Genomic DNA, 23,762 nt, shown 5'->3' on the forward strand with positions numbered 1-23,762 from the left:
TATCCCCAATTCTTTTAATGTGCTTTGGCAGCCACACCAGGTTTAGCACCTGCGGCAGCTTGCGGTGTAGAATTACCAATGAGACGTTGAATTTCATCTGGCTTAGAAGTCTTAGACATTGCCGCTTCAAAGGAAATCGTTCCGGCTTTGTAAAAATCGGCTAAAACCTTCTCCAGAGTTTGCATTCCCAATTTACCGCCAGTTTGAATCGCTGAGTAAATTTGAGATGTTTTGCCTTCTCGAATTAAGTTGGAAATAGCAGGAGTGACAATCAGAATTTCTTGAGCCATCACCCGACCATATTCACCGGGTTTAGGGTTTTTCTTGGACACCAAGGTTTGGCTAAATACCCCCACTAATGAGTTAGACAATTGCACCCGCACTTGGGTTTGTCTTTCATGGGGGAAAACGTCGATAATCCGGTCAACAGTTTGGGCGGCGGAACTAGTGTGTAGCGTACCAAATACCAAATGTCCTGTTTCTGCAGCAGAAATCGCCAAAGAAATCGTTTCCAAATCGCGCATTTCCCCTACCAGAATAATATCTGGATCTTCCCGTAGGGCTGCTTTCAAAGCATTAGCAAAGCTTTTAGTATCTTCTCCTAGTTGTCGCTGGTGAACCAAGCTTTTGATTGGTTCATAGACAAATTCAATTGGGTCTTCCACCGTTAAAATATGCTCTGCCTTGGTGCGGTTAATCAAGTCAATCATTGCCGCTAGAGTAGTTGTCTTCCCCGAACCTGTAGGGCCTGTCACCAGAATAAGTCCTCTGGGCTTATCGCACATTTCCCGCACGATATCTGGCAGACCTAATTTTTCAAAGTTAGGGATCTTAGAACTTAATGCCCGTAAGCAAGCAGCATAAGCACCACGTTCTTTATAGACATTCACCCGGAAACGAGCCAAACCTTTGACACCATAAGAACAATCCAACTCCCAGGTCTGCTCTAAGGTTTTACGCTGGGTGTTGTTGAGCATACTAAAAATCAGCCTTTGACATTGATCGGCTGTCAATACATGCTCACCTATAGGGGTAAGTTTGCCACTGATGCGGAAGTAGGGAGGTAAACCTGCGGATAAATGCATATCCGAGCCACCCATTTCAATCAACTGCTCCATCAAGTCTTCAATCATCATTTCCATAGTTCTGCTTCCTTTTAATGTTTTTTATTTGTCCTTTGTCATTTGTCCGTTGTCATTTGTTTAAAGTTACTAAGCATCGACTAATGACCAATGCCCAATGCCCAATGCCCAATGACTATTAGTCTTAAAACCGAGGTGTCATACAGTAAGGACAATCCAGCCATTCTTGTTTTAATGTGGCATCGCAACTCCGACAGGTAAGACCAGTCTTGCGTTTGGCTTTTAACTCTGCTTCCAAACCAGTATCAGTAAACGTCACTCGTTCTACTTCTTCTAGAGTGGTGGAACCTTCACGCACTAAGTCCAAACTATAAGCCAGCAAGGTTTTCATCCCCTCTTCTATTGCCACTTCCTTGATGCGTTCTGTGGGTGCGTCTTCGTTGATCAGAGTTTGCAGATTTTCGGTGACTCGCATGACTTCATAAACACCACAACGCCCTTTGTAGCCGACACCATTACATTTTGGGCAAAGGTGATTTTTGGCTTTGGCTTCGGCGATCGCTTCTAATGTCAAGGTGTTAGCTTTATAGAAGGTGACTCCGACATCAGAGGAAGCTGATAGACCATAACGAGCCAGTTCCTCGGTTGTAGGAGTGTAGGGAATGCGACATTCAGAACATACACGCCGCACCAAACGTTGAGCTAAAACGCCAATTAGGGAACTAGAAACCATGAAAGGCTCAATCCCCATTTCTCCCAAACGAGCGATCGCTCCTGGGGCATCATTGGTATGTAAGGTAGTTAATACCAAGTGACCGGTCAAGGCAGCTTCAATTGCTGTTTTTGCCGTTTCCTTATCCCGTGTTTCACCCACCAGTAGCACATCTGGATCTTGCCGCAAGAAAGCCCGCAATGCAGTAGCAAAATCTAATCCTTTTTCCCGAATCACCTGTACTTGAGTAATCCCTGGAAGACTGTACTCAATTGGGTCTTCCACAGTACTGATATTAATTCCGGGATCGTTCTTTTCAGAGAGTGCAGAATACAGCGACGTTGTTTTTCCCGAACCAGTTGGCCCAGTTACCAAAATTAGCCCAAAGGGGCGGCTAACCATATCCTGGACAATATGTAAAGTCTCTGGATCGGTAATTAACTTATCTAATCCCAGTTGGGTAGAGGAGTTATCCAAAATCCGCAGTACCACCTTTTCCCCGTAGCGACTGGGTAATGTATTCACCCGAAAATCCACCTTGCGTCCCTCAAACAGCCGACGGATACGTCCATCTTGGGGTAGACGCCGTTCAGCAATGTCTAGATTGGAGATGATTTTAAATCGGGCTGTCACCGCCGGGATGATTTTTTTCGGCATTAAGGGGAAAGCTTCACGCAGCACTCCATCTTTACGGAAGCGAATACGTAAGTTTTCTTCTTGCGGTTCGATATGAATATCAGAAACGCCCTCATGCAAGGCTTTAGCTAGGATTCTGTTGACTAGGTTGATGACTGGGGCATCCTCCGCACCCTTCATTGCCGCCCCAAGATCAGCCTCCATTTCTTCAGGAGCATCCGAAATATCGAGATTTCCGAGATTTTCTAAATCCTGACTAATATCTGTAGAGTTTTCTCGTTCTAGATGCTTCTGCTTAACAGCCATTTCATCCAGGTATTGGTTGATTAGCTGCTGGTAGTCTTCCTGGGTAATCACCATGCGCTGCAACGCCAAGCCTTGGGGGCGTAAGATGCGGTTCAGGTCATCGGAAGCCTCTAGATTATCTGGAGCAACCATCGCCACTAAAACTGAAGGCGGGGTTTGGTCTTCGTGTTTCGACAGTGGTACTAAACGATGGCGACGGCAGATATCCACTGGGATGAGGGTTTCAATCAGGTTCCCCATCATCGTGTTGCCAACGGAATTGACTTCTGGATCGAGGAATTCAACTCCGTATAGTATTTTCAGTTCAAATAGCTGTTGTTTTTTGTATTGCCTGAGCAACTCAGGCGATAGTTGTTGCCCAGTGATTGACTCTAATACTTCTGTTAAAGGTCTGCCAGATTTGCGGCTTTCAATTAATGCCTGCCTCATCTGTTCGGTATTGACATAGCCAGATTGCACTAGCTTGTTGCCGAAGGGCGAAAACTCTGTTCTGGTAGTTAGAGCGGTACTGCGCCGTTGTGGTGACGAGTTCATAAATGAGCAATTGATTTGGGGAAACCTCTGCTTAAAGTATTCCCAGGCTGTGAGACAGAATTCTCATTTCCCAAAAAAGTCCTGAGTCACGTCGTTTTGCTCCGAATTCAAAATTCAAAATTCAAAATTCAAAATTAAAGATATTTTCAAATAAGATAAGGGGCGAGTCACATTCGGCGCTACTATTGCAAATTACTCGTTCGGGTTCCCGCCTTAGTGGCGTCTGGGCTAACGTGTTCACCATTTGTCACAATAAGAGGACGGTTACATCACTTCCAGGAACTTGTCGGCAATAAAATCAGCCTCAGTTGCAAGTCGTGGATGACGACGGTTGCAAGCTGTAGAGATACACTGCCATAAATAGGATCTGGAATGAGTAGACAATGATCGATGAAAATAAACAGATAAACAATACAAGCCAGCAATTGGGTGAACCAACAGAGGTAAAGCAAGCAATGAAGAGTGACTCCCCAGCCCAAATTAATTTCAATGAATCTGGTAGCGAGGTGACAGAGCAAGTGGCAGCCCAAACAAATATATCAGGGGATACTGCTGTAAATTCAGAAAATAGCGTTGCAGCAACTGAGAAAACTGAAGTAGAAAGGGCAGCTTTGGCAGAACTGACTCAACAAATCGAGTCTGTCAAAACGCAATTGGAAGAGCGTAGTACTCAATATATGCGGATTGCCGCTGATTTTGAGAATTACCGGAAACGCACTAGCAAAGAAAAAGAAGACCTAGAGTTGCAGGTGAAGCGGAATACGATTTTGGAATTGCTACCAGTAGTCGATAATTTTGAGCGGGCGCGATCGCACCTCAAACCGCAGTCTGATGCCGAAATGACCATGCACAAAAGTTACCAAGGCGTTTACAAACAATTAGTAGATAGCCTGAAGCGCTTGGGTGTATCACCAATGCGTCCCGAAGGTCAAGAATTCGATCCTAACCTGCACGAAGCAGTAATGCGGGAACCTACGGATGAACATCCTGAAGGAACAGTGTTAGAAGAGTTAGTGCGCGGATATTACTTGGGCGATCGCGTGCTACGCCATGCAATGGTCAAAGTAGCTGCTCCCAAGGAAGATACACCTTTTGCACCAGAAGATCAGTCGAGTTCAGCCAGCAGTTAAGCTGTAGTTGCTCGCCTCGCTGACCTCAAGTGCCTGGGTTATAGCAAGGACGAGCATCGCGTACCTAAAACTTGGACAAGGCTTTGGATAACTCTGTTGTGTTTCAACTTCTTTCTTGCTACCAGCAACAGGGGTTCCACAGACGTTATCCGCTAGCCTTTGTTCTTAACAAAAAAGTTAGTCCGCGACATATTACAGAAGAAAGACTCAGTAAAAATACTGGCAAATATGGGAAAAGTTATTGGGATCGACTTAGGCACTACTAACAGTTGCGTCGCAGTTTTGGAGGGTGGTCAACCACTTGTGATCTCCAATTCTGAAGGTGGACGAACTACTCCAAGTATTGTGGGATTTGGGAAGAGTGGCGATCGCTTGGTTGGTCAATTGGCAAAGCGCCAAGCCGTAACCAATGCTGAAAACACAATTTACAGTATTAAACGATTCATCGGGCGGCGTTGGGAAGACACAGAAGTAGAACGCGATCGCGTTCCCTACAACTGTGTCAAAGGTCGAGACGAGACTGTTGATGTCCAAATCCGCTCAAAGAACTACACGCCCCAAGAACTATCCGCCATGATCCTGCAAAAGCTGAAGCAGGATGCGGAAAACTTTTTGGGTGAGGAGGTGACTCAAGCAGTAATCACCGTACCAGCATATTTTACAGATGCCCAAAGACAAGCAACTAAAGATGCTGGCACAATTGCTGGACTAGAAGTCCTGCGAATTATTAATGAACCAACAGCTGCGGCTTTAGCTTTCGGATTGGAAAAGCAAGACCAAGAGCAGCTAATTTTAGTATTTGACTTGGGAGGCGGTACTTTTGACGTATCGATCCTGCAACTTGGAGATGGCGTTTTTGAAGTGAAGGCGACTTGTGGTAATAACCACTTGGGTGGAGACGACTTTGATAATGCGATCGTCCTTTGGATGATGGAACGTTTCCAAGAACAAGAGAAAATCGACCTTTCCAAAGACAAGATGGCATTGCAACGCCTGCGGGAAGCTGCGGAAAAGGCAAAAATTGAACTCTCCAGTATGGTGAATACCTCCATCAACTTGCCATTTATCACAGCGGATGACACCGGGCCAAAGCATCTGGAGATGGAACTCAGCCGCTCGAAATTTGAAGAACTCGCCGCGAAATTAATTGAAGCGACCATTGAACCAATGATTCAAGCGCTCAAAGATGCGGATTTAAAACCAGAAGCCATAGATCGGATTATTTTGGTAGGTGGTTCTACGCGTATTCCCGCAGTCCAAAACGCGCTAATTAAGTTTTTCAACGGCAAAGCTCCCGATCGCTCCATCAACCCTGACGAAGCCGTAGCATTGGGAGCAGCTATCCAAGCAGGTGTGTTGGGTGGCGAAGTCGATAATCTCTTACTATTGGATGTCACCCCTCTATCCTTGGGAATTGAAACTTTGGGTGAAGTGTTCACCAAAATCATTGAACGCAACACTACAATTCCTACGAGTCGGTCACAAGTTTTTTCCACCGCAGTTGATGGGCAAACCTCAGTAGAAATTCACATCCTCCAAGGTGAACGGGCGATGTCACGAGATAACAAGAGTCTCGGCAAGTTTCTACTCGCAGGAATTCCCCCATCTCCCCGTGGTGTACCGCAAATTGAAGTATCCTTTGAAATCGATGTCAACGGCATCCTGAAGGTTTCTGCCCAAGATAAAGGTACAGGTAGAGAACAGAGTATCAGGATTACCAATACAGGTGGTTTGAGTAGCAACGAAGTCGAACGGATGCGGCAAGAGGCAGAACTGTTTGCCGAAGAAGATAGAAGACGTAAAGAACTGGTTGAACTTAAAAACCAAGCAGATAATTTGTTGTTCAGTTATGAATCTACCATCAAGGATAATAGCAACTTTATCGGCGACCAGATGAAAACCTTGGCCAGCGAAAAAGTTGCACAACTCCAAGCTGCAATGATTGACTCCAGCATTTCCACAGGGGAATTTAAGGAGCGCTTAGACGACTTCCAACAAACCTTGTTTGCAATTGGTGCTGATGTTTACAATCGAGCTAACAGCCAAAGTGATGAGATTGAGGGGGGTTCATCTGGTCACTTTACCCCAGAAGTAGACTCACCAATGAATGGCACGCTAATACCACAATTCAACTTTGATTTTGACGAAGAAAGTACCGCTCAGGCTGATTATGAGGCGATAGATTAGGGGTTGGGCATTGGGCATGGGGCATGGGGCATTGGGCATTGGGCATTGGGTATGGGGCATGGGGCATTGTCCCCTTGTCTGCCTCATTTTCCCCACTCCCCACTCCCCTAAGTTGCAAATTTTTATTAAGATATTTTAATATATCTAAATATTTAGCGAAGTTTCACAAGACCTCAGCGGTTTGCTAGATTGTAGAAGCAAATTACTTTGGGCTAGGCAATGTGCAAGTTCAGGCCCAATCCAAAGCATAAGGGTGGTTTTCCACACCTAATGGTGCGGCTAGCCCCTCTGGTTGATGGGCGAGGTTTTCCTCTCCTACATAGCACAATTGTAAAAGAGACAGCCGACTCGGCAGTGAGAAGTCTGAGCAGAGGCTTCCCCTGTTCTTAACTTCTATAGCTTTTGTCGTCTCCCACGAGGAAAGCACCTGTTGCTCAAGATTTGTCGGTGATTTTTGTAAAAGGTAAAGGGTAAAATCAGTTATTAACAAAAATTAATTTTATCTTCTGCCTGCCCTCCGGCAAGCCGCCCTCTAAAGGATAATGTGTTGCTCTTGCATATCTGTAGGCAAAACACTTAATCCATAGGGTAGCAAGTGACCGTGAATGACGTTCTACTGACTTCTGCTTTCTTCCTTCTAACTTTTACCTTTGCTATATGGCCCGCGACTATTATGAAATCCTGGGTGTCTCTCGTGACACTGACAAAGAAGAAATCAAACAAGCCTATCGCCGTCTAGCCCGGAAGTATCACCCAGATGTGAACAAAGAACCGGGGGCGGAGGATCGCTTTAAAGAAATTAACCGCGCTTATGAGGTACTCTCAGAACCCGAAACCCGCGCTCGTTATGATCGCTTTGGCCCAGAGGGTGTATCGGGTGCTGCTGGCGCGGGCTTTCAAGATGTCGGCGATATGGGTGGTTTTGCCGATATCTTTGAAAGCATTTTTAGTGGCTTTGCTGGTGGTATGGGTAATCCCACGCAACAAAGACGGCGCAGTGGGCCTGCTAGGGGTGATGACCTGCGGCTAGACCTGAAGTTAGACTTTCGGGAAGCGATATTTGGCGGCGAAAAAGAAATTCGCATTTCCCATCTAGAAAATTGTGAAGTTTGTAGCGGTTCTGGTGCTAAACCTGGAACCCGCCCTCGGACTTGTTCGACTTGTGGTGGTTCGGCTCAAGTACGCCGTGTGACTAGAACACCCTTTGGCAGTTTCACTCAAGTCTCGACTTGTCCCACCTGTAATGGAACAGGGATGGTAATTGAAGATAAGTGTGACGCGTGTGATGGTAAGGGCGCAAATCAAGTCACAAAGAAACTCAAAATTACCATTCCAGCAGGGGTGGATAATGGCACGCGTTTGCGGATTTCTAGTGAAGGAGATGCTGGTCAACGTAGTGGCCCTCCTGGAGATTTATACGTTTACTTGTTCGTAAATGAGGACGAGGAATTCCAACGAGATGGGATTAATATTCTCTCGGAAATCAAAGTTAGCTACCTGCAAGCGATTTTAGGTTGTCGGTTAGAGGTAGATACAGTAGATGGGCCAGTAGAACTAATCATTCCAGCTGGAACTCAGCCGAATACAGTGATGAAGTTGGAAAACCGCGGTGTACCTCGCTTGGGTAATCCCGTAAGTCGTGGAGATCACATGCTGAACGTGTTAATTGATATTCCCAATAAAGTCACCCCAGAGGAGAGGGAACTGCTGGAGAAGCTAGCTAAAATTAAGGGGGATCGGACTGGTAAAGGCGGTCTAGAAGGATTCTTGGGAAATTTATTTAAGTGATGAAGCCCTCTTCTGTTTTAACTCCCGACGCTCAACTTGATTTACGGGGCACCCCTTGCCCAATTAATTTTGTGCGGACAAAACTACGTCTAGAGAAAATGCCATTGGGAGGTTTGCTAGAAGTCTGGCTAGACCCTGGTGAGCCGATTGAGCAGGTTCCCGATAGTTTGACAATGGCAGGTTATCAGGTGGAACAAATTACAGACTGCACTAATTATTTTTCTCTGTTAGTGCGCCGTCCAGTTACTGGCCAATGACAGGGGAAAATTTTGCCGCAACTGGACAGTTATTGGGTACAGTGGTGGCTGTACAGGCTAATTTTTACCGAGTACAGATGGATCAAGAGGCAGGGGAGCAGAGGAGCAGGGGAGCAGAGGAGAAACTGGATTTAAATGCCCTTCTGCCCCACTGTCCCACTGCTCCCTCGCCTCCTCTCCTGCTTTGTACCCGGAGGACACGTCTGAAAAAAATCGGACAACAGGTGATGGTAGGCGATCGCGTTGTGGTAGAGGAGCCAGATTGGGCTGGGGGACGGGGTGCGATCGCTGAGGTTTTACCCCGCCAAAGTGAGTTAGATCGTCCGGCGATCGCCAATGTCAACCAAATCCTATTGGTATTTGCTGTTGCTGATCCACCTTTAGAACCTTATCAGCTGAGTCGGTTTCTGATTAAGGCTGAGTCTACTGGTTTGGATGTGCTTTTATGTTTGAATAAAAGTGATTTAATTTCACCACAGGAACAGCAACAAGTTAGCGATCGCCTGCTTGGTTGGGGCTATCAACCAATATTTATTAGCGTTAAAGATGGTATTAATACCGACCAAGCAGCCAAATATTTGAGCAATAAAATTACCGTAATCGCTGGGCCTTCTGGTGTAGGTAAATCCAGCTTAATTAATACGCTGATTGACTCTCTTCAGCTGCGAGTCGGAGAAGTCTCTGGTAAACTGGCTCGTGGTCGTCATACCACTCGCCATATAGAATTATTTGAGTTGCCTAGCGGTGGAATGCTTGCAGACACTCCCGGTTTTAATCAGCCGGATATGGATTGTAACCCAGAAGAATTAATCCACTATTTCCCAGAAGCCAGAAAGCGGTTAGCAGTTGCTAGCTGTCGGTTTAGTGATTGTCTGCATCGAGACGAGCCTGAGTGCGTCGTGCGGGGAGACTGGGAACGATACGAACATTATTTAGAATTTTTGGACGCTGCGATCGCTCATCAAACTCAGCTACACCAACAAGCCGATCCAGAATCTACCATGAAGTTAAAAAGCAAAAGCAAAGGCAAAGGGCAGAGTCAATACGAACCCAAGCTAGAAAGTAAAAAATATCGCCGGATTTCCCGGAAGACTCAGTTACAAGACTTGCAAGAGTTATATCGGGATGAGGAATAAGGAGTGCGATGTCTCCGACGGGCTGTGCCTACGCATTCATAATGCAAAGGTTGGTCACGATAGCATAGATACAAACAGAAAAAGAGTATCTTGTATGTCTCAGCCCATTGCCAACACCCCTAGTTTACAAGCTGTCACTGAGAGTATAATTTTCCCACCAGGTGATATCTATAGTGACGAACCCCCTTGGAATCTGATTTACACCGCGAACAACTTGATTTACTCATTCGCCTGATTAAATGGTGGTGGCGCGATCGTCAGGATTTTTATGCTACTGGCAACCTAACTATCTATTTCAGTCCCAACCAGAAAAAATCAGAAGAATTTCGAGGCCCCGATTTCTTTGTGGTTTTAGATACAGAAAAAAAAGACCGCAAAAGCTGGGTTGTGTGGCAAGAAAATGGTAAATATCCCAATGTGATTATTGAGATGTTATCTGATTCCACTGCCTCGGTTGATAAAGGTTTGAAAAAGCAGATATACCAGAATACATTTCGGACTCCTGATTACTTTTGGTTTGACCCAAATAACCTAGAATTACAGGGATTTCACATAGTTGATGGGCAATACCAAGAACTTGTACCCACTGAGTCAGGTTGGTTGTGGAGTCAGCAGTTAGATATGTATTTAGGAGTTGAGTCTGGTAAATTACGCTTTTTTACCCCAGATGGGCATCTGGTAATATTGCCAGAAGAAGAAGCAAACCAACAGTTAGAGCAAGCAAACCAACAATTACAGCAAGCAAATCAAGAGCTAGAGCCGGAACGTCAACGGGCTGAAAAGTTGGCAGAACGCTTATGAGCCGCAGGTATTGATCCTGAGCAAATATTCTGAAAAATAGAATTTTATCTCTAAACTAGGCATAGAAAAATAGTGCTATGAACCAAACAATATCTGATCAAGTCCGTTGGACAACCTCAGACTTAGAATTACTCCAAACTGACGAATGGAAGCGCTATGAAATTATTGACGGAGAGCTATTTGTGACTAAAGCGCCTGACTGGAAACATCAAGGGACTGCGGGTAATATATCCTTAGAATTACAAATTTGGTCTCGCTCTAGTGGGCTGGGGGAAACCCGTCAAACTCCCGGCATAATTTTTACAGATGCGGATAATGTCATACCCGATGTAGTTTGGATTAGTCGTGAGCGTTTAGCACAATTGCTAGATGACAAAGGGCATTTGAGAGGAGCGCCAGAACTCATTGTGGAAGTGCTTTCTCCCGGGACAACTAACGAACGTCGAGACCGAGAAGCCAAGCTGAAACTATACTCATCCAGAGGAGTCCAAGAATATTGGATTGCAAATTGGCAATTACAACAGCTAGAAGTTTATCGCCGAGAAGCTGCTCAATTAAAACTGATTGCAACCTTGCTGGCTGATGACGAAATCACATAGCCAATTTTACCAGGTTTCGGCGTTGGAGGGAAGCGTTTTTTTGTATAATTCTGGCGTAGGCGTAGCCCGCCGTAGGCATCGCTCATGAAACTCAGCTGCATCAACAAGCTGATCTGAATCTACCATGAAGTATAAAAAGCAAAGGCAAAGGGCAGAGTCAATACGAACCCAAGCTAGAAAGTCAAAAATATCGCCGGATTTCCCGCAAGACTCAGTTACAGGACTTGCAGGAATTATACCGGGATGAAGAATAAGGAGTGCGATGTCTACAACGGGCTGCGCCTACGCACTTCTATATAAAGGAAATAAAGGAAGACTTTACTTTGTAGCTGGCTTTGCCACAGGATCGATCGGTGCAACGCTCATCTGGCTGCAAGTCTTGATCCAAAATGTAACTGTTCGGGTTTCTGGTTGCGGGAATCACAGGTTTGCGAGTTTAAAGGTTGATTGGCAAACTTTGGGTTAGCGCTTACCCGCAGTATAGCGATCGGTACTGTCATCCCAAATGCAACCATCAATCCGATCCAGCCCAAGATGTGTCCGAAGTCGTTAATCGAAGCCGCGTTGACTGCACCGTTGGGGTTGGTACTCAGAGAACCCAAATCCGTTGCCTGATAACGGTAAAGCGGGCCGGTTATTGCCTTCACCCGCAAAGATGGTGTTCTTCCCACCCCGAATATATCTAAATGTGCGGTGGTACTGTCAGGAAATTAGCAAGATAAATTGTTGAAGTTGCTATTGGTACTGGATGTCATTGAGAATCTTTCCGAAAACTTGGTGTAGTAAATTTGCAACAGAACCGACCCCAGTCTGCGAGCGATCGCCGATCATTCAGCATCTAAGCAAGCTTCTGAGGTCAAATATATCAATGTAGATAGTGCCAACGTAATTGATACTATTTACATTTTTATTGAGAAAAAACTCAATATTTTGCCAAGACAAATTTCACAAATCACAAAATTTGACACACTAATGCATCAAAATGTTCTTTGAGCATAATTCGTAAGCACAAAAGCCTTATGCTTAAATTACTAACTCTTGCGAGTTAATCCTAACTATCACTTTTGAGGCAATACAACTCATTGAGAAGTACTGTCAATAGGTTGAATAAAATTGTTAAGTAATTTCTATATTGTCAAGTGCAGAAAGTAATAAATATATTTTTTAGCTGAAAAATATAAAATAATAATTATTATTGCAAGACTATCTCATTACTTTTGGATTTATGATTTGCGATCGCGTAGCGTTAGCGAGCCGTCTCACAAGGTCACTTGTGACACGCTTAGAGGATGTTTGAAAAGTTTTGAGGGGTTAAATTTTATGCTAATCGCCGAACCATAATTCGGATCATGGCAAGGTAGATAAACGTCTCCGATGTTTCCGGTAATAACTCATAATCTCGGACTAATCGCCGACACCCCATCAGCCAACCAAAAGTACGCTCAACTACCCAACGTTTCTTGAGTAAGACAAAGCCCTTAGTTTGCCGTGGTCGCAGAACCACCTGTACAATCCAACGGCAAAAATCCATAACCCACTGCATGAACGCCTCACCGTCAAAGCCGCCATCCACCCATAAGGTTGTCAACCGAGATACTTGCTTACTGGATTGTTTAACCCGTTTGAGAACCTGTTTGCCCCCTTCTCGTTCTGGGATATTAGCAGCCGTCACCAAGACCCGCAAAACTAACCCCAAAGTATCGACTGTCATAAATCGCTTGCGCCCTTTAATTTTCTTGCCCGCATCGTAGCCCACGGCTTCATGTACCATTGCAGTAGTTTTTACACTTTGACTATCAATGATTGCCTCCGATGGACTTCGATGACGCTCCTGCTCAATCCGTGTCCACTGCCGCAGACTATCATGAATTTTCAACCAAGTTCCGTCTTTGCGCCAATTACGAAAATAGGTGTATACAGTCTGCCAAATGGGAAAATCAGCTGGTAGCGATCGCCATCTAACTCCTTCTACCAGGACATAAAAAATTCCATTGAGGACTTCCCACATATCGACTTCAAGAAAAGCGACCACCGGGTTTTGGTTCTGGAATCATGTCACTCAGAAATTCATATTGAATACGGGTCAGATTGCTGGGGTATGCTTTACTCATGTTGCTCTCTCAGTGCTGTCTACTATCTATTCACAGCGTATACTGAGAGAGCTTTTTTACAACCTAGCCGACTTTTCAAACACCCTCTTAGACAAAATCAGTTTTGTCAGTAGTAGTTAGGCTAAAAATTAACCACTTATACTTGAGACTTGTGTATACACCGTAGATTGTTGAACCTGAGTAAATATTTTCAGTCCGGGCTTATACAATAAGCAAATAAGCACGTTTTACAACTAGTTAACAACAACACGGACTGGGGGCATCAACATTGTTGTGCCCCTACAAACACTGTAATTAACTCAATTGAAAACTATTCTTACGATCCCCATAAAGTCTTAAAATATTGTTAATTTCTGCCAAACCTCTCGACCTTCAACTTACAAGTATCACCCCAAAATCACTATGGCTATCGGCTACGTCGCGCTTGTACTCCACGCACATCTGCCCTTCGTTCGTCACCCGGAAAGTGACTACGTGCTGGAGGAAGAATGGCTCTATGAAGCCATCACAGAAACCTACATCCCCTTATTGAAAGTATTTGAAGGCTTAAAGCGAGACGGTATCGACTTTAAAATCACGATGAGTATGACACCCCCTTTAGTGTCGATGCTTCGCGATCCTCTGCTTCAAGAACGCTACGAAGCACACTTAGCTCAACTAGAAGAACTTATAGCACTAGAAGCAGAACATAATGTCAACAACGGGCATCTTCGTTATTTAGCCGAACATTACGCGACTGAGTTTAGCGAAGCACGTCAGCTATGGGAACGCTATGGCGGGGACTTGGTGACAGCTTTTAAGAAGTTCCAAGACAGTAACAACCTGGAAATTATCACTTGCGGCGCTACTCACGGCTATTTACCGTTGATGAAAATGTATCCACAAGCAGTGTGGGCGCAAATTCAGGTAGCTTGCGAACATTACGAGCAAACCTTTGGACAAGCACCTAGAGGCATTTGGTTGCCGGAATGCGCCTACTATGAAGGTTTAGACCGGATGCTAGCTGATGCTGGGTTACGCTACTTCCTCACTGATGGGCATGGCATCCTTTACGCCCGTCCGCGTCCGCGCTTTGGCACTTATGCCCCAATTTATACAGAAACTGGTGTTGCTGTCTTTGGACGAGATCATGAATCTTCCCAACAGGTATGGTCTTCTGAAGTGGGCTATCCTGGAGCGGCGGAATATCGAGAATTTTACAAAGATTTGGGCTGGGAAGCAGAATATGAGTATATCAAGCCCTACATTATGCCTAATGGTCAGCGGAAAAATACAGGCATTAAGTATCACAAAATTACGGGGCGTGGCTTAGGTCTATCAGATAAGGCGCTCTACGATCCTTATTGGGCTAGGGAAAAGGCAGCAGAACACGCTGCTAACTTTATGTATAATCGAGAGCAACAATCTGAGCATCTCTATGGTATAATGCAGCGACCGCCAATTATCGTTTCGCCTTATGACGCAGAGTTATTTGGACATTGGTGGTATGAAGGCCCTTGGTTCATCGATTACCTATTCCGCAAATCGTGGTATGACCAAGGAACATATCAAATGACCCATTTAGCAGACTATTTGCGAGATCAGCCAACTCAGCAAGTCTGTCGTCCTTCGCAGTCGAGTTGGGGTTTCAAGGGTTTCCACGAGTATTGGTTGAATGAAACGAATGCGTGGATTTATCCACATTTGCACAAAGCTGCTGAACGGATGATTGAAATCTCGCACCTGGAACCAGAAGATGAGTTGGGGTGGAAAGCCTTGAACCAAGCAGCGCGGGAATTGTTATTAGCACAATCTTCCGACTGGGCATTTATTATGCGGACGGGAACAATGGTACCCTATGCAGTCAGACGGACGCGATCGCACCTAATGCGGTTTAATAAACTCTATGAAGACGTTAAAGTTGGCAAAATTGATAGTGGTTGGCTGGAAAAAGTCGAGTTAATGGATAATATCTTCCCCGAAATCAACTATCGCGTCTACCGTCCGTTATAGTCTCACACAAAATAATCAGCAGTAGTAAGGTGGGCATTGCCCACCTTATATTAGTAGTGAGCAGCGTTTATTTTACCAACAACAGAGCAAGCCTTAGCCTGTGTACGGGTTTGTCAAATGCTGTCAAATGCTGTCAAATCTGTACAAAGACATCCGCTTATTTCGATTTGACGACAAAACTGGAGAAGTTTACATTCCATCTGCGGATGAACTGCAAATTATTGTTTATCGCAATGGCGAATGGGAGTTTGTCAATGAACCAGAATTATGAGCAAATGAGTTTTTCAGAATTGAGAGCTTATGTCGTGGAAAATCGTGAAGATATTGAAGCTATACGTTTTTTGATGAGTAAACGCGACCCTAATTCTCCAAAGTATCCTATGCCGATGACAGAAGCTGATATGCAAGCCCAGATGGAAATCATCAGGCGCAAGATTAATGGAGAGCTTTGAGATTATTGTCTAACTTCAGTAAGTATAATTAGGGTGGGTAAATCATACTCACCCTATTATTTTATTAACACTGCCGGATTTAGCTAAAGGTTATCTAGATCAATATTTAATTCTCGGAGTTTAGCAGCTAATCTTTGCGCTTTCTCTTCTGCGGCTTGCCTATATTCTAGTGAGGCTGTCATGGGCAAATCCCTCAACTTAACTAGGGCTAGATTCAATAATATCGCTCAAAATCCTGTCGCCATGACTTAGAGCGTAGCCAACAAATTTGAATAACGTATTTTTAAATAATGCATTTTTGTGTTTTTTCAAATTCGCCTCCTACATTTTGAGGCGTTAGGTAGGATGTGACTTCTCATATTGATTTAATCTCTATTTATATTACAACTTTATTTTCGCTTTGAACTGAGCGTAAAACTCTTGGGGAGCCTCATCAAAATACTTAAATAGAGCAGGGCAAAGCCATCCTTCCCGATCTAAATCTGCACTGTAATACCAGTTACCTCCATATTCTTCACGTCGCCAGTCAAACTTGAGTTGATAGCCAGGAAAAGGAGATGCAGAAAATATCAAACTGAACCCTGACTCTGCATCTGGAATGTGTGACACCATTCTTTCAATAATTTCGTCCGCCCCTGCCACGAAAGGCTCTCGAACTAAATCTACATTGTCATCGTCAAACACCCACATCTCGCAGAATTTATAGGGATGAATAACCATGATTGAGTTCATAAAGTTTACTAGCACTTAATACCGTTTCACTTTAATAATGATACAAATACATTGGTAGGGTTACAGCAATTGGTATTAAGTTCCAAATTTACAGGCTTCGTGTAACTAACATTAAAAAAGACAGGCAAGATGCCTGTCCTACAAGTAATGATTTAGCAAAGAATTTAGAAATTCATCTCAGCAGCTTGAACTTTTTCAACCTGCTTCTTCTTCAGCACCAGCATAACTTGAGCCAACATTACAAGAGCGATGAACGCAATCATCCATTTGACTCTAGAGGCGTCTTGCAATACGATTTCTGCATCTATTTGACCGAATCCACCGACGTTCGGGTTGCTGGTCAAAGCATCACCAGTCTTAACTGCTTGACCTTCGGAAACAAGCAGGTCTGGTCCTAAAGGAATCGTATCAACGACAACATCACCCGATTCAGGTTGGATGTTTACTAAATATTTAACGTTACCGTCTCCATCTTCCTCTTTGGCAATCTTGGTAATTGTGCCAGTAGCGGAAGCGTTGTAAACAGCGTTATTGCTCTTTTCACCTGTAGGATAAACCTGTCCGCGTCCCCGATTACCACCTACGTGAACTGAATATTTACCGAAGTGGATGTTTTTGTCGGTTGCGGGGTTGGGAGAAAGAACTGGGAAGACGATTTCCTGATACTGTTCGCCGGGTAAAGGCCCGACGATGACGACGTTATCTTTGTCTTCGCTGTAGGGTTGGTAGAAAGTGTCGCCAACTTCTTCTTTAAGTTCTTCGGAAAGACGGTCTTCAGGAGCAATCTTAAAGCCTTCGGGTAGCATCAGTACTGCACCGACGTTCAAGCCAACCTTAGAACCATCGGCACCAACTTGCTGGGCGCCGAGATCGTAAGGGATTTTCACCACAGCTTTGAATACAGTGTCAGGTAGCACCGATTGGGGAACTTCCACTTCTGTAACCTTGGCGGCTAGGTGACAGTTGGCACAAACAATTCGCCCTGTTGGTTCGCGGGGGGTTTCGGGATAGGTTTGCTGTGCCCAAAAGGGATAGGCGGCAGCTGATTGGGGAAGGGCTAGATCGCTAGTGAAGTAAAATGTCACAGTAGCGATCGCTATGAGCAATGTTTTTACAATCGCTCTAGCACTGCGAGTTAACCTCGCTGTTATGAAAACATTTCTCATCTCTATAAGGGCGACAATTGAATTAGTCATTAGTCATTGGTCATTAGTCATTAGTCATTAAGCCCTGAACGAAGGACAAATGACTAAGAACTAATGACAAAATTATTAACCCCACCAAGGTGCATCACCTGTGCGGAAGTCGGTTTCAGTCCAAGGGGTTAAAACGATTTTGTCGTCGTTGACGTTGGTATGCGCTAAAGCCAGAGACAGAGGTGCTGGCCCCCGAACAACTTTACCAGTTTCGTCATACTGGGAACCATGACAAGGACACTTGAATTTGTTCTCAGCAACGTTCCAGGGGACGACACAACCTAAGTGGGTGCAGATGGCGTTAATGCCATAATCTTTGATCGCCTCTTTGCTGTCTACCACAATATAAGTAGGATCTCCCTTTAGTCCTTGGACTAGGTTGCGATCGCCTGCATTCCGGTTTTCTAGAAATTTAGTGACGCTAACATCGTTACCTAGCTCGTCTTTTGCTGTTACACCGCCACCAGCACCACCAGCAGCAGGTGGAATAAAGTATTTGACAACGGGATACAATGCACCCAGAGCTACTCCAGTGACAGTCCCAAAAGTGAGCAGATTCATGAACTGACGACGCCCCATATCGGGCACGTCTGCTGATTCAGAAAATTGAGCCATAATCTACGCGCTCTTTGTGTATTTTGTTAAGCATTTTGACAAAAGTACTAGTACTTGAGCAACTCTTGTCTAAGTCGAAATGCTAGCGCTGACAACGATGCCATAATTCTTTGTTCCAAGATATAAAAAGCATCTTTTCTGTTAGCATTACATTTCTTTATATCCTTATCATACTGGAGTCACGGAACTTAACATCATAACTAAATGTAAAATCTGATTGAGAAAAGCTATGACAGGACAGGAATTACGTCAGATGTTGCTTGATAAGTGGGGATACTCTTACGATGTCCAGTTCCGGCGGGCACAGGGAAAGATATTTTTGCAAGTAATGTGGAAATACTTGGAGCAAGCTTCTTTTCCCTTGAGCGAGGCGGAGTACCAAGAACATCTCGATAGCATTGCCAATTATCTTCATGCCTTGGGTGGGTCAACACAGGTACAAACTTTTATTACCCAAACACGCGATCGCCCCCGGCTCGGTAAAGCTGTTAGCATCCCTCTAGATTTGGGCGAACGTTCTTCGGAATGGATATTGTGACCGATTATTGCATTAATATTTATAAATTTCTAAGTATTCACAGTATTTTTTATCCCAAAATACCATAGCTCGTGTATGATACTTTTACTCACTGGTAATGTGATAAAAATACACATACTCAAGGAAAAAACTAATGGCTTTTATCTCAACATTTGAACTTCTTCTTAAGCCTCAACTTCCAAAGGAACTTACAGATGCAAAACCTGAACTTAGCCCACTAGCGAGAAAAGTTATTCAGGGCTATTTCCTTACGATTGCCAATGTCACCAATGAGCTCGTATCTCTCTCGCTTGTAGTTACAACTAGAACGCCCGGATTAGAACGTGACAAAATCTTCACTGTTCTTGATACTACTGGTGTAAATGGCCCTGTAAGTCTGCATACTGCTGGTGTAGATGGCCCTACAACCAGTGTTTTTGGCGGCAAAGGAGAAATACAAAAATCACGCTTTACATTTCCCGTCAATGCTAATGACACAGGCTTATTTATTCTGCAACCGGATGCCCGTAATGAACAACTTGTAAAAGAGGCAAATTTTGAGTTACGGGGTTATGTCGAGATATACATTAGTTCAGTATCAACTCCAAAAACAGCTCAGTTGCTAATAACTGCTGAACATCGAGGTACATTTTTTGGGGCAGAGAAAGCCGAGCTAGGTGAGATTGCTTATGCGTTGCCCCTTGCTAACGGAAAAGCTTTATTTGATCTGTAAGCAAGAATGATTAACTCTATCAGACAATTACTAACATCACTTTTGAGCTTTGGCGCACATTTTTTCTGTCAGCAGAATTGATCCTTTAGCTCCAAAACTTAGATTAGATTCTTTAGACTCTATATATAGGACTCATATCTGATTTTTGAACAACATTTCTGATAAAACGCACTTTTCAGTCTCAGTATGTTTCCAGAAATCAAATACTAGTCCTATATTGCAAGAAATTATAACCTCTTAGAACTAACTGTCTGAACTAAAAATGATTTTAGACAGTTAGTTTTTTAGTTTTAATTTAATAGGATTTGGTCATACCTTGCACTTAATCCTGTTATGGTCTCAATGAAAAAATTAAAAAATATTAATAAGTATATGTTGCAAAATACTGAACCAAACTTTAGAAAGCTATCCAACAGTCAGGTCGCGCTACATCCAAATCCTAAAGGAATCATCCAATTTATTGGTAGCTTTATTTTTGGTTCTTTTCCTGCGTGGGCATATAAATATCTACATCAATATCTCTTTGATCAAGGATATTCACTGATTTTATACCGATTTCCTCTAAATCCGATTCAATTTAATCATTGGGAGGTTTCTTTTGGCCTACTCAAAGAGCAATATCTTCTGAAAACTGAGATTATCAAAACCTTAAAAAAAGAGAATCAACCTGATGATGTTATAAATACATATTCAAATCCTGCTAATTACTTATGGCTTGGTCATAGCCTCGGATGTAAGTACATTATTCTTTTGGAAATTGCGAGCAATGAGCCAGCGAGGCGAATGCAAATTCTTCGGGAATGCTTAGACAAAAAAGATGCTGAGGAAGCCATTAAACAGATAGCTTCAATAGAATCTGTGCAGCAAATATCTCAAGGAGTCATTGACCAGTTATTACCTACAACAGAATCAGTTAATCAATTTTTCATTAAGGATCAGTCTTCTATATTACTTGCACCTGAAATCAGTAACACAGTAAGAATTCTGAAATCGGGCTGGAGAATATCGAACTCTCTAGCCAATCCAAATCAGAAACAAACTGAATGTTTGATCCGATCTAGTAAAGAACTCTTTAACTTAACGGCCGTCATTTCTTTTAACTGGGATAGTATAGCTGAAGATGACGTAGCGTTCATGGTAAAACAGATTAAAGATAAATATTTTCAACCCTATTTATATAAGGAGCTAGAAGGGTGGCATTTTCAACCTCTCAGTATTTACATTGAGCATTTAGGTCAGAGCATCGTACATTTCTTTGATGAGCTTAAATATCGACAATCTAATCGCTAGAGGTACAAGTACCATAGCTAATACGTCGCGCAAGTCAAAAGTCAAAAGATTTTAATTTTGGGCTTTCTGGCTGTAATGAAATGGTATGTTTATTTCCGCCGACCTGTACTAGTCGGCAGACTCGATAAAGGCGGTCGGGGTTTAAGTAAACATTTGGTCACAAACTAAGATTGAAAATCTTTTTACCGATTTCAGATGTTATTTACCTGTAAGCTTCACCAGTCCAACACCGCCGAAATAAAGCGCTAAAACTGCTCCAGCTAAGAGACTTTGAGTCAAGGGGTCAGTAGAAGGCGTCAGGACGGCTCCTAAAACCACTGATCCCATAATCACGTAACGCCAACCAGAAACCATCCGTTCTGACGAGACAATGTTCAAATTACCGAGCAATAGTTGGATGATGGGAATTTGAAATGCTAAACCAGTGCTGAATAACAATAGCAGCACAAATTCAAAATATTTATCAATTGACCAAAGTTGTTCGACTACATCTGCTCCGTAGCTAATGAAAAATTTCAACGCTGCGGGGATAAGAAGTAAGTAGGCAAATACTAAACCTGCCCCAAATAGCACACTCGAACCCAAAACCACAGGCCCCAGTAAACGGCGTTCGCGGCGAGTCAAGCCTGGAAGCACAAACTGGATAATCTGGTAAAGAATGAAAGGACTAGTAAGTACGAAGCCAGTGTATGCTGCAACTTTCAGGGAGACAAAGAAATATTCTCCAGGTGCAAGTTGGAGAAATTTTACTCCTTGTGCTGGAACCTCAAGTAACTGGACAATCGGCTTAACGGCAAAGAAACAGCCAATAATGCCTACTGCTACGGCAATCAACGAATAGAAAATCCGTTGCCGCAACTCTTCTAGATGGTCGAAAAGGGACATTTCGACTTCACCTGGCAACTCATCAAGAGGATCGGTGTCTGAGTTGTCATATCCTTCTGGGTCGAGGTTAGGAACGTTTACAGTATCTACGTCTTGTGAAGGCGTCACGTCGCTTCGCTCCGAATTCAAAATTCACGCATTCAAAATTCAAAATTAACAATACCCTAAATTTATTTATGGGCCTGTATCATGAGTGTTTGTCGGTCATCGACCATTTCGGTGACTCAGCATTCTTCATTATTTTATCTGGGGAATGCAGTTACTAAGATATGTTTTTGGGTGCTGTGGGTTTTTTGTCCTGTTTTTTGGGTTTACATCTGCATAAGTTAGTAGGAAGCCATCTTGTAGGCAATGCCTAACCTAAAAAAAGGTGGAACCGATAATTTAGAAATCACGTCTTTGTAGCTAGTAGCGCTGCATAAATTCACAGAACATCAACATTTAATACTCAGTTTTAAAAATCCGGTTCATCAAGGTGGCATCTATACATATCGTAATCGGAAATTGTTAGCTGAGGTTGGGTATGAACCGGATAATTTGCATTGCCCTCATGGCATTGCCTGTTTATTTATACAATGTTGAGCTAGGCAATACTTCTAGTAGTGACGTGACAATTGTTAAAAACCAGTATCCCACAATAGCTGCTCTAATTGCCTACAGTACAAATGCTCAGTTACGCATCTTGCCGTGGCAAATATCGGCTAGAGATGACCAAACCGAAGATTGCCTTCGTTTTGGCACTTGCAAAGATTGATAAAAAAGGCAGGAGGCAGAGGGCAGGAGGCAGGAGGAAAGAAGTATGAATGAAAACTTTAGTTATGGGTCATTACCCACTTTAAAAAGAAGAATTGTATTGAGACTGGCAGTGCGCGTCGCAGCACGAAGTGCGATACAAAGCTTCCAAAACCTAAGTTCCACGCTTTTAAGCATGGGTTAATTCTGCCTCCTGCCTTCTGCCTTCTGCCTTCTGCCTCCTGAAGGCAGCCCCATCATCAAAGAAAATTAATGGTTGTAGAAAATCAACGTACAGTAGTGGTTACAGGAGCCTCAACAGGAATTGGTCAAGCGTGTGCTTTGCTTTTAGACCAATTGGGTTTCTCTGTTTTTGCTGGAGTGCGTCAAGATGTTGATGCTCAAACACTTAAACAGAAAGGGTCACAAAGGCTGATTCCGATTTTTTTAGATGTTACTGATGCTGAATCGATCGCAGCTGCGGTTGATACGGTAACAAATGCAGTTGGTGGTGTGGGAATTTTAGGTTTAGTGAATAATGCCGGAATTGCTGTTCCTGGGCCGTTAGAATTATTAGCGATCGCTGAATTTCAACACCAGATGCAGGTTAATGTCACTGGACAATTAGCAGTGACACAAGCATTTCTTGGTCTTCTACGCCAAAGTCGGGGTCGAATTGTCAATATGGGTTCCATTGCTGGTAGGAGTCCTACGCCGTTTTTGGGTGCTTACAACGCGTCTAAATTTGCTTTGGAAGCACTCACTGATGTGATGCGAATGGAGTTACGACCTTGGGGAATCTCAGTTTCAATTATTGAACCTGGTTCGATTGCTACCCCAATCTGGGAAAAGTCTCTTAGTCAGTCTGAAATAGCACAGCACGATTTACCACAATCGGCACAAAATCTCTACGGTCAAGCAATGAATATTGTCCGCAAGAAAATGCAGATTCTCGCATCTAAGGGAATTTCTGCGGATATTGTCGCTCAAGTTGTTGTCCATGCGCTGACTACAAAACAACCCAAGACGCGCTATCTGGTTGGACAAGATGCCAAAATTGGAGCTGTGCTGAAGCATATATTGCCCGATCAACTACATGACAAGATAATTTTATACTCAATGGGGCTGTAGATTACTGATTGTGAATACTTCAGAGGTCGTCACTCTGAATGCAAAGGCTGTCATTAACAAAATCATGATTTTCATAACAAAATCATGATTTTCGTTAACAAAGTCGTGATTTTCATTCACAAAATCGTGATTTTCATTCACAAAATCATGATTTTCGTCAACAAAATCGTTCTGATTTAAGAACGAAAAGCAAAATCTAGTCAAAAAG

General features: G+C 43.5%; 22 protein-coding genes and 3 pseudogenes. 16 read left to right on the forward strand and 9 right to left on the reverse strand.

Annotated features, from left to right (window positions below; genetic code table 11):
- Positions 1 to 14: 14 nt before the first annotated feature.
- The gene (locus HWQ40_RS00340) at positions 15 to 1,142 is read right to left on the reverse strand and encodes a type IV pilus twitching motility protein PilT (protein ID WP_292774174.1); all 1,128 of its coding nucleotides are present in this window, start codon (positions 1,140 to 1,142) and stop codon (positions 15 to 17) included.
- Positions 1,143 to 1,266: 124 nt separating this feature from the next.
- Complete coding sequence (locus tag HWQ40_RS00345; RefSeq protein ID WP_292774176.1) at positions 1,267 to 3,270, reverse strand: type II/IV secretion system protein; 2,004 nt, start codon at positions 3,268 to 3,270, stop codon at positions 1,267 to 1,269.
- A 383-nt stretch (positions 3,271 to 3,653) separates the two neighbouring features.
- Here HWQ40_RS00345 and grpE point away from each other — a divergent pair, with 383 nt between their 5' ends.
- The gene (gene grpE, locus HWQ40_RS00350; protein WP_292774178.1) at positions 3,654 to 4,400 is read left to right on the forward strand and encodes a nucleotide exchange factor GrpE; all 747 of its coding nucleotides are present in this window, start codon (positions 3,654 to 3,656) and stop codon (positions 4,398 to 4,400) included.
- Between the two features lie 228 nt (positions 4,401 to 4,628).
- A complete protein-coding gene (dnaK, locus tag HWQ40_RS00355; protein ID WP_292774180.1) occupies positions 4,629 to 6,587 on the forward strand; it encodes a molecular chaperone DnaK in 1,959 nt (652 codons plus the stop codon).
- A gap of 229 nt (positions 6,588 to 6,816) precedes the next feature.
- Here the strand turns inward: dnaK and HWQ40_RS00360 are convergent, their stop codons facing one another.
- Entirely contained in the window at positions 6,817 to 7,077 is a 261-nt protein-coding gene (locus tag HWQ40_RS00360) for a hypothetical protein (protein ID WP_292774182.1), read from the reverse strand.
- 167 nt (positions 7,078 to 7,244) lie between these two features.
- Here HWQ40_RS00360 and dnaJ point away from each other — a divergent pair, with 167 nt between their 5' ends.
- The 6 genes and pseudogenes from dnaJ to HWQ40_RS00390 all read left to right on the forward strand — a co-directional run.
- Positions 7,245 to 8,375: a molecular chaperone DnaJ gene (gene dnaJ, locus HWQ40_RS00365; RefSeq protein ID WP_104909241.1), complete on the forward strand. Its 1,131-nt coding sequence runs from the start codon at positions 7,245 to 7,247 to the stop codon at positions 8,373 to 8,375.
- Complete coding sequence (locus HWQ40_RS00370; protein ID WP_292774184.1) at positions 8,375 to 8,632, forward strand: sulfurtransferase TusA family protein; 258 nt, start codon at positions 8,375 to 8,377, stop codon at positions 8,630 to 8,632. The genes dnaJ and HWQ40_RS00370 overlap by 1 nt, the downstream gene beginning before the upstream one ends.
- Positions 8,629 to 9,768, forward strand: coding sequence for a small ribosomal subunit biogenesis GTPase RsgA (gene rsgA / locus HWQ40_RS00375; protein ID WP_292774186.1), 1,140 nt, complete (start codon positions 8,629 to 8,631; stop codon positions 9,766 to 9,768). Before HWQ40_RS00370 ends, rsgA begins: the two co-directional genes overlap by 4 nt.
- Before the next feature lie 94 nt (positions 9,769 to 9,862).
- Positions 9,863 to 10,569, forward strand: a pseudogene (locus HWQ40_RS00380) (Uma2 family endonuclease).
- 77 nt (positions 10,570 to 10,646) lie between these two features.
- A complete protein-coding gene (locus HWQ40_RS00385) occupies positions 10,647 to 11,168 on the forward strand; it encodes a Uma2 family endonuclease (RefSeq protein ID WP_292774188.1) in 522 nt (173 codons plus the stop codon).
- A 77-nt stretch (positions 11,169 to 11,245) separates the two neighbouring features.
- A pseudogene (locus HWQ40_RS00390) lies at positions 11,246 to 11,422 on the forward strand (ribosome small subunit-dependent GTPase); the annotation flags it as partial.
- Between the two features lie 108 nt (positions 11,423 to 11,530).
- On the opposite strand, the gene HWQ40_RS00395 reads toward HWQ40_RS00390, so the two are convergent.
- Entirely contained in the window at positions 11,531 to 11,839 is a 309-nt protein-coding gene (locus HWQ40_RS00395; protein ID WP_292774190.1) for a hypothetical protein, read from the reverse strand.
- Between the two features lie 647 nt (positions 11,840 to 12,486).
- Positions 12,487 to 13,279 (reverse strand): annotated as a pseudogene (locus tag HWQ40_RS00400) (IS5 family transposase).
- Between the two features lie 402 nt (positions 13,280 to 13,681).
- Between HWQ40_RS00400 and HWQ40_RS00405 the strand changes: the two are divergent.
- The 3 genes from HWQ40_RS00405 (at position 13,682) to HWQ40_RS00415 (ending at position 15,723) form a co-directional block, all read left to right on the forward strand.
- Entirely contained in the window at positions 13,682 to 15,271 is a 1,590-nt protein-coding gene (locus HWQ40_RS00405; protein WP_292774192.1) for a glycoside hydrolase family 57 protein, read from the forward strand.
- 127 nt (positions 15,272 to 15,398) lie between these two features.
- Positions 15,399 to 15,542: a hypothetical protein gene (locus HWQ40_RS00410; RefSeq protein WP_292774194.1), complete on the forward strand. Its 144-nt coding sequence runs from the start codon at positions 15,399 to 15,401 to the stop codon at positions 15,540 to 15,542.
- Positions 15,526 to 15,723 carry a hypothetical protein gene (locus HWQ40_RS00415; protein WP_292774196.1) on the forward strand — a complete coding sequence of 66 codons (198 nt, stop codon included), beginning with the start codon at positions 15,526 to 15,528 and terminating at the stop codon, positions 15,721 to 15,723. The genes HWQ40_RS00410 and HWQ40_RS00415 overlap by 17 nt, the downstream gene beginning before the upstream one ends.
- A 381-nt stretch (positions 15,724 to 16,104) precedes the next feature.
- Here the strand turns inward: HWQ40_RS00415 and HWQ40_RS00420 are convergent, their stop codons facing one another.
- From HWQ40_RS00420 to petC, 3 genes are all read right to left on the reverse strand, one after another.
- Positions 16,105 to 16,455: a DUF6717 family protein gene (locus tag HWQ40_RS00420; RefSeq protein ID WP_292774198.1), complete on the reverse strand. Its 351-nt coding sequence runs from the start codon at positions 16,453 to 16,455 to the stop codon at positions 16,105 to 16,107.
- Positions 16,456 to 16,619: 164 nt separating this feature from the next.
- Positions 16,620 to 17,621: a cytochrome f gene (petA, locus tag HWQ40_RS00425; RefSeq protein ID WP_292774230.1), complete on the reverse strand. Its 1,002-nt coding sequence runs from the start codon at positions 17,619 to 17,621 to the stop codon at positions 16,620 to 16,622.
- A 105-nt stretch (positions 17,622 to 17,726) separates the two neighbouring features.
- Complete coding sequence (petC, locus tag HWQ40_RS00430) at positions 17,727 to 18,266, reverse strand: cytochrome b6-f complex iron-sulfur subunit (RefSeq protein ID WP_292774200.1); 540 nt, start codon at positions 18,264 to 18,266, stop codon at positions 17,727 to 17,729.
- A 229-nt stretch (positions 18,267 to 18,495) separates the two neighbouring features.
- Here petC and HWQ40_RS00435 point away from each other — a divergent pair, with 229 nt between their 5' ends.
- The 3 genes from HWQ40_RS00435 (at position 18,496) to HWQ40_RS00445 (ending at position 20,806) form a co-directional block, all read left to right on the forward strand.
- Positions 18,496 to 18,804, forward strand: a complete 309-nt coding sequence (locus tag HWQ40_RS00435; protein ID WP_185585129.1) for a DUF3067 family protein — start codon at positions 18,496 to 18,498, stop codon at positions 18,802 to 18,804.
- Between the two features lie 133 nt (positions 18,805 to 18,937).
- Complete coding sequence (locus HWQ40_RS00440; protein WP_292774202.1) at positions 18,938 to 19,516, forward strand: hypothetical protein; 579 nt, start codon at positions 18,938 to 18,940, stop codon at positions 19,514 to 19,516.
- A 342-nt stretch (positions 19,517 to 19,858) separates the two neighbouring features.
- A complete protein-coding gene (locus tag HWQ40_RS00445) occupies positions 19,859 to 20,806 on the forward strand; it encodes a DUF1350 family protein (RefSeq protein ID WP_292774204.1) in 948 nt (315 codons plus the stop codon).
- Between the two features lie 198 nt (positions 20,807 to 21,004).
- Here the strand turns inward: HWQ40_RS00445 and tatC are convergent, their stop codons facing one another.
- Entirely contained in the window at positions 21,005 to 21,799 is a 795-nt protein-coding gene (gene tatC / locus HWQ40_RS00450) for a twin-arginine translocase subunit TatC (protein ID WP_292774206.1), read from the reverse strand.
- Positions 21,800 to 22,214: 415 nt separating this feature from the next.
- Here tatC and HWQ40_RS00455 point away from each other — a divergent pair, with 415 nt between their 5' ends.
- Positions 22,215 to 22,445 (forward strand): hypothetical protein, encoded by a 231-nt coding sequence (locus HWQ40_RS00455; RefSeq protein WP_292774208.1) that lies wholly within the window; start codon positions 22,215 to 22,217, stop codon positions 22,443 to 22,445.
- A 251-nt stretch (positions 22,446 to 22,696) separates the two neighbouring features.
- Positions 22,697 to 23,554, forward strand: a complete 858-nt coding sequence (locus HWQ40_RS00460) for an SDR family oxidoreductase (RefSeq protein WP_292774210.1) — start codon at positions 22,697 to 22,699, stop codon at positions 23,552 to 23,554.
- The last annotated feature ends 208 nt before the right edge of the window (positions 23,555 to 23,762 follow it).

This window comes from Nostoc sp. NMS9 (assembly GCF_017114995.1).
Lineage (GTDB): Bacteria > Cyanobacteriota > Cyanobacteriia > Cyanobacteriales > Nostocaceae > Nostoc.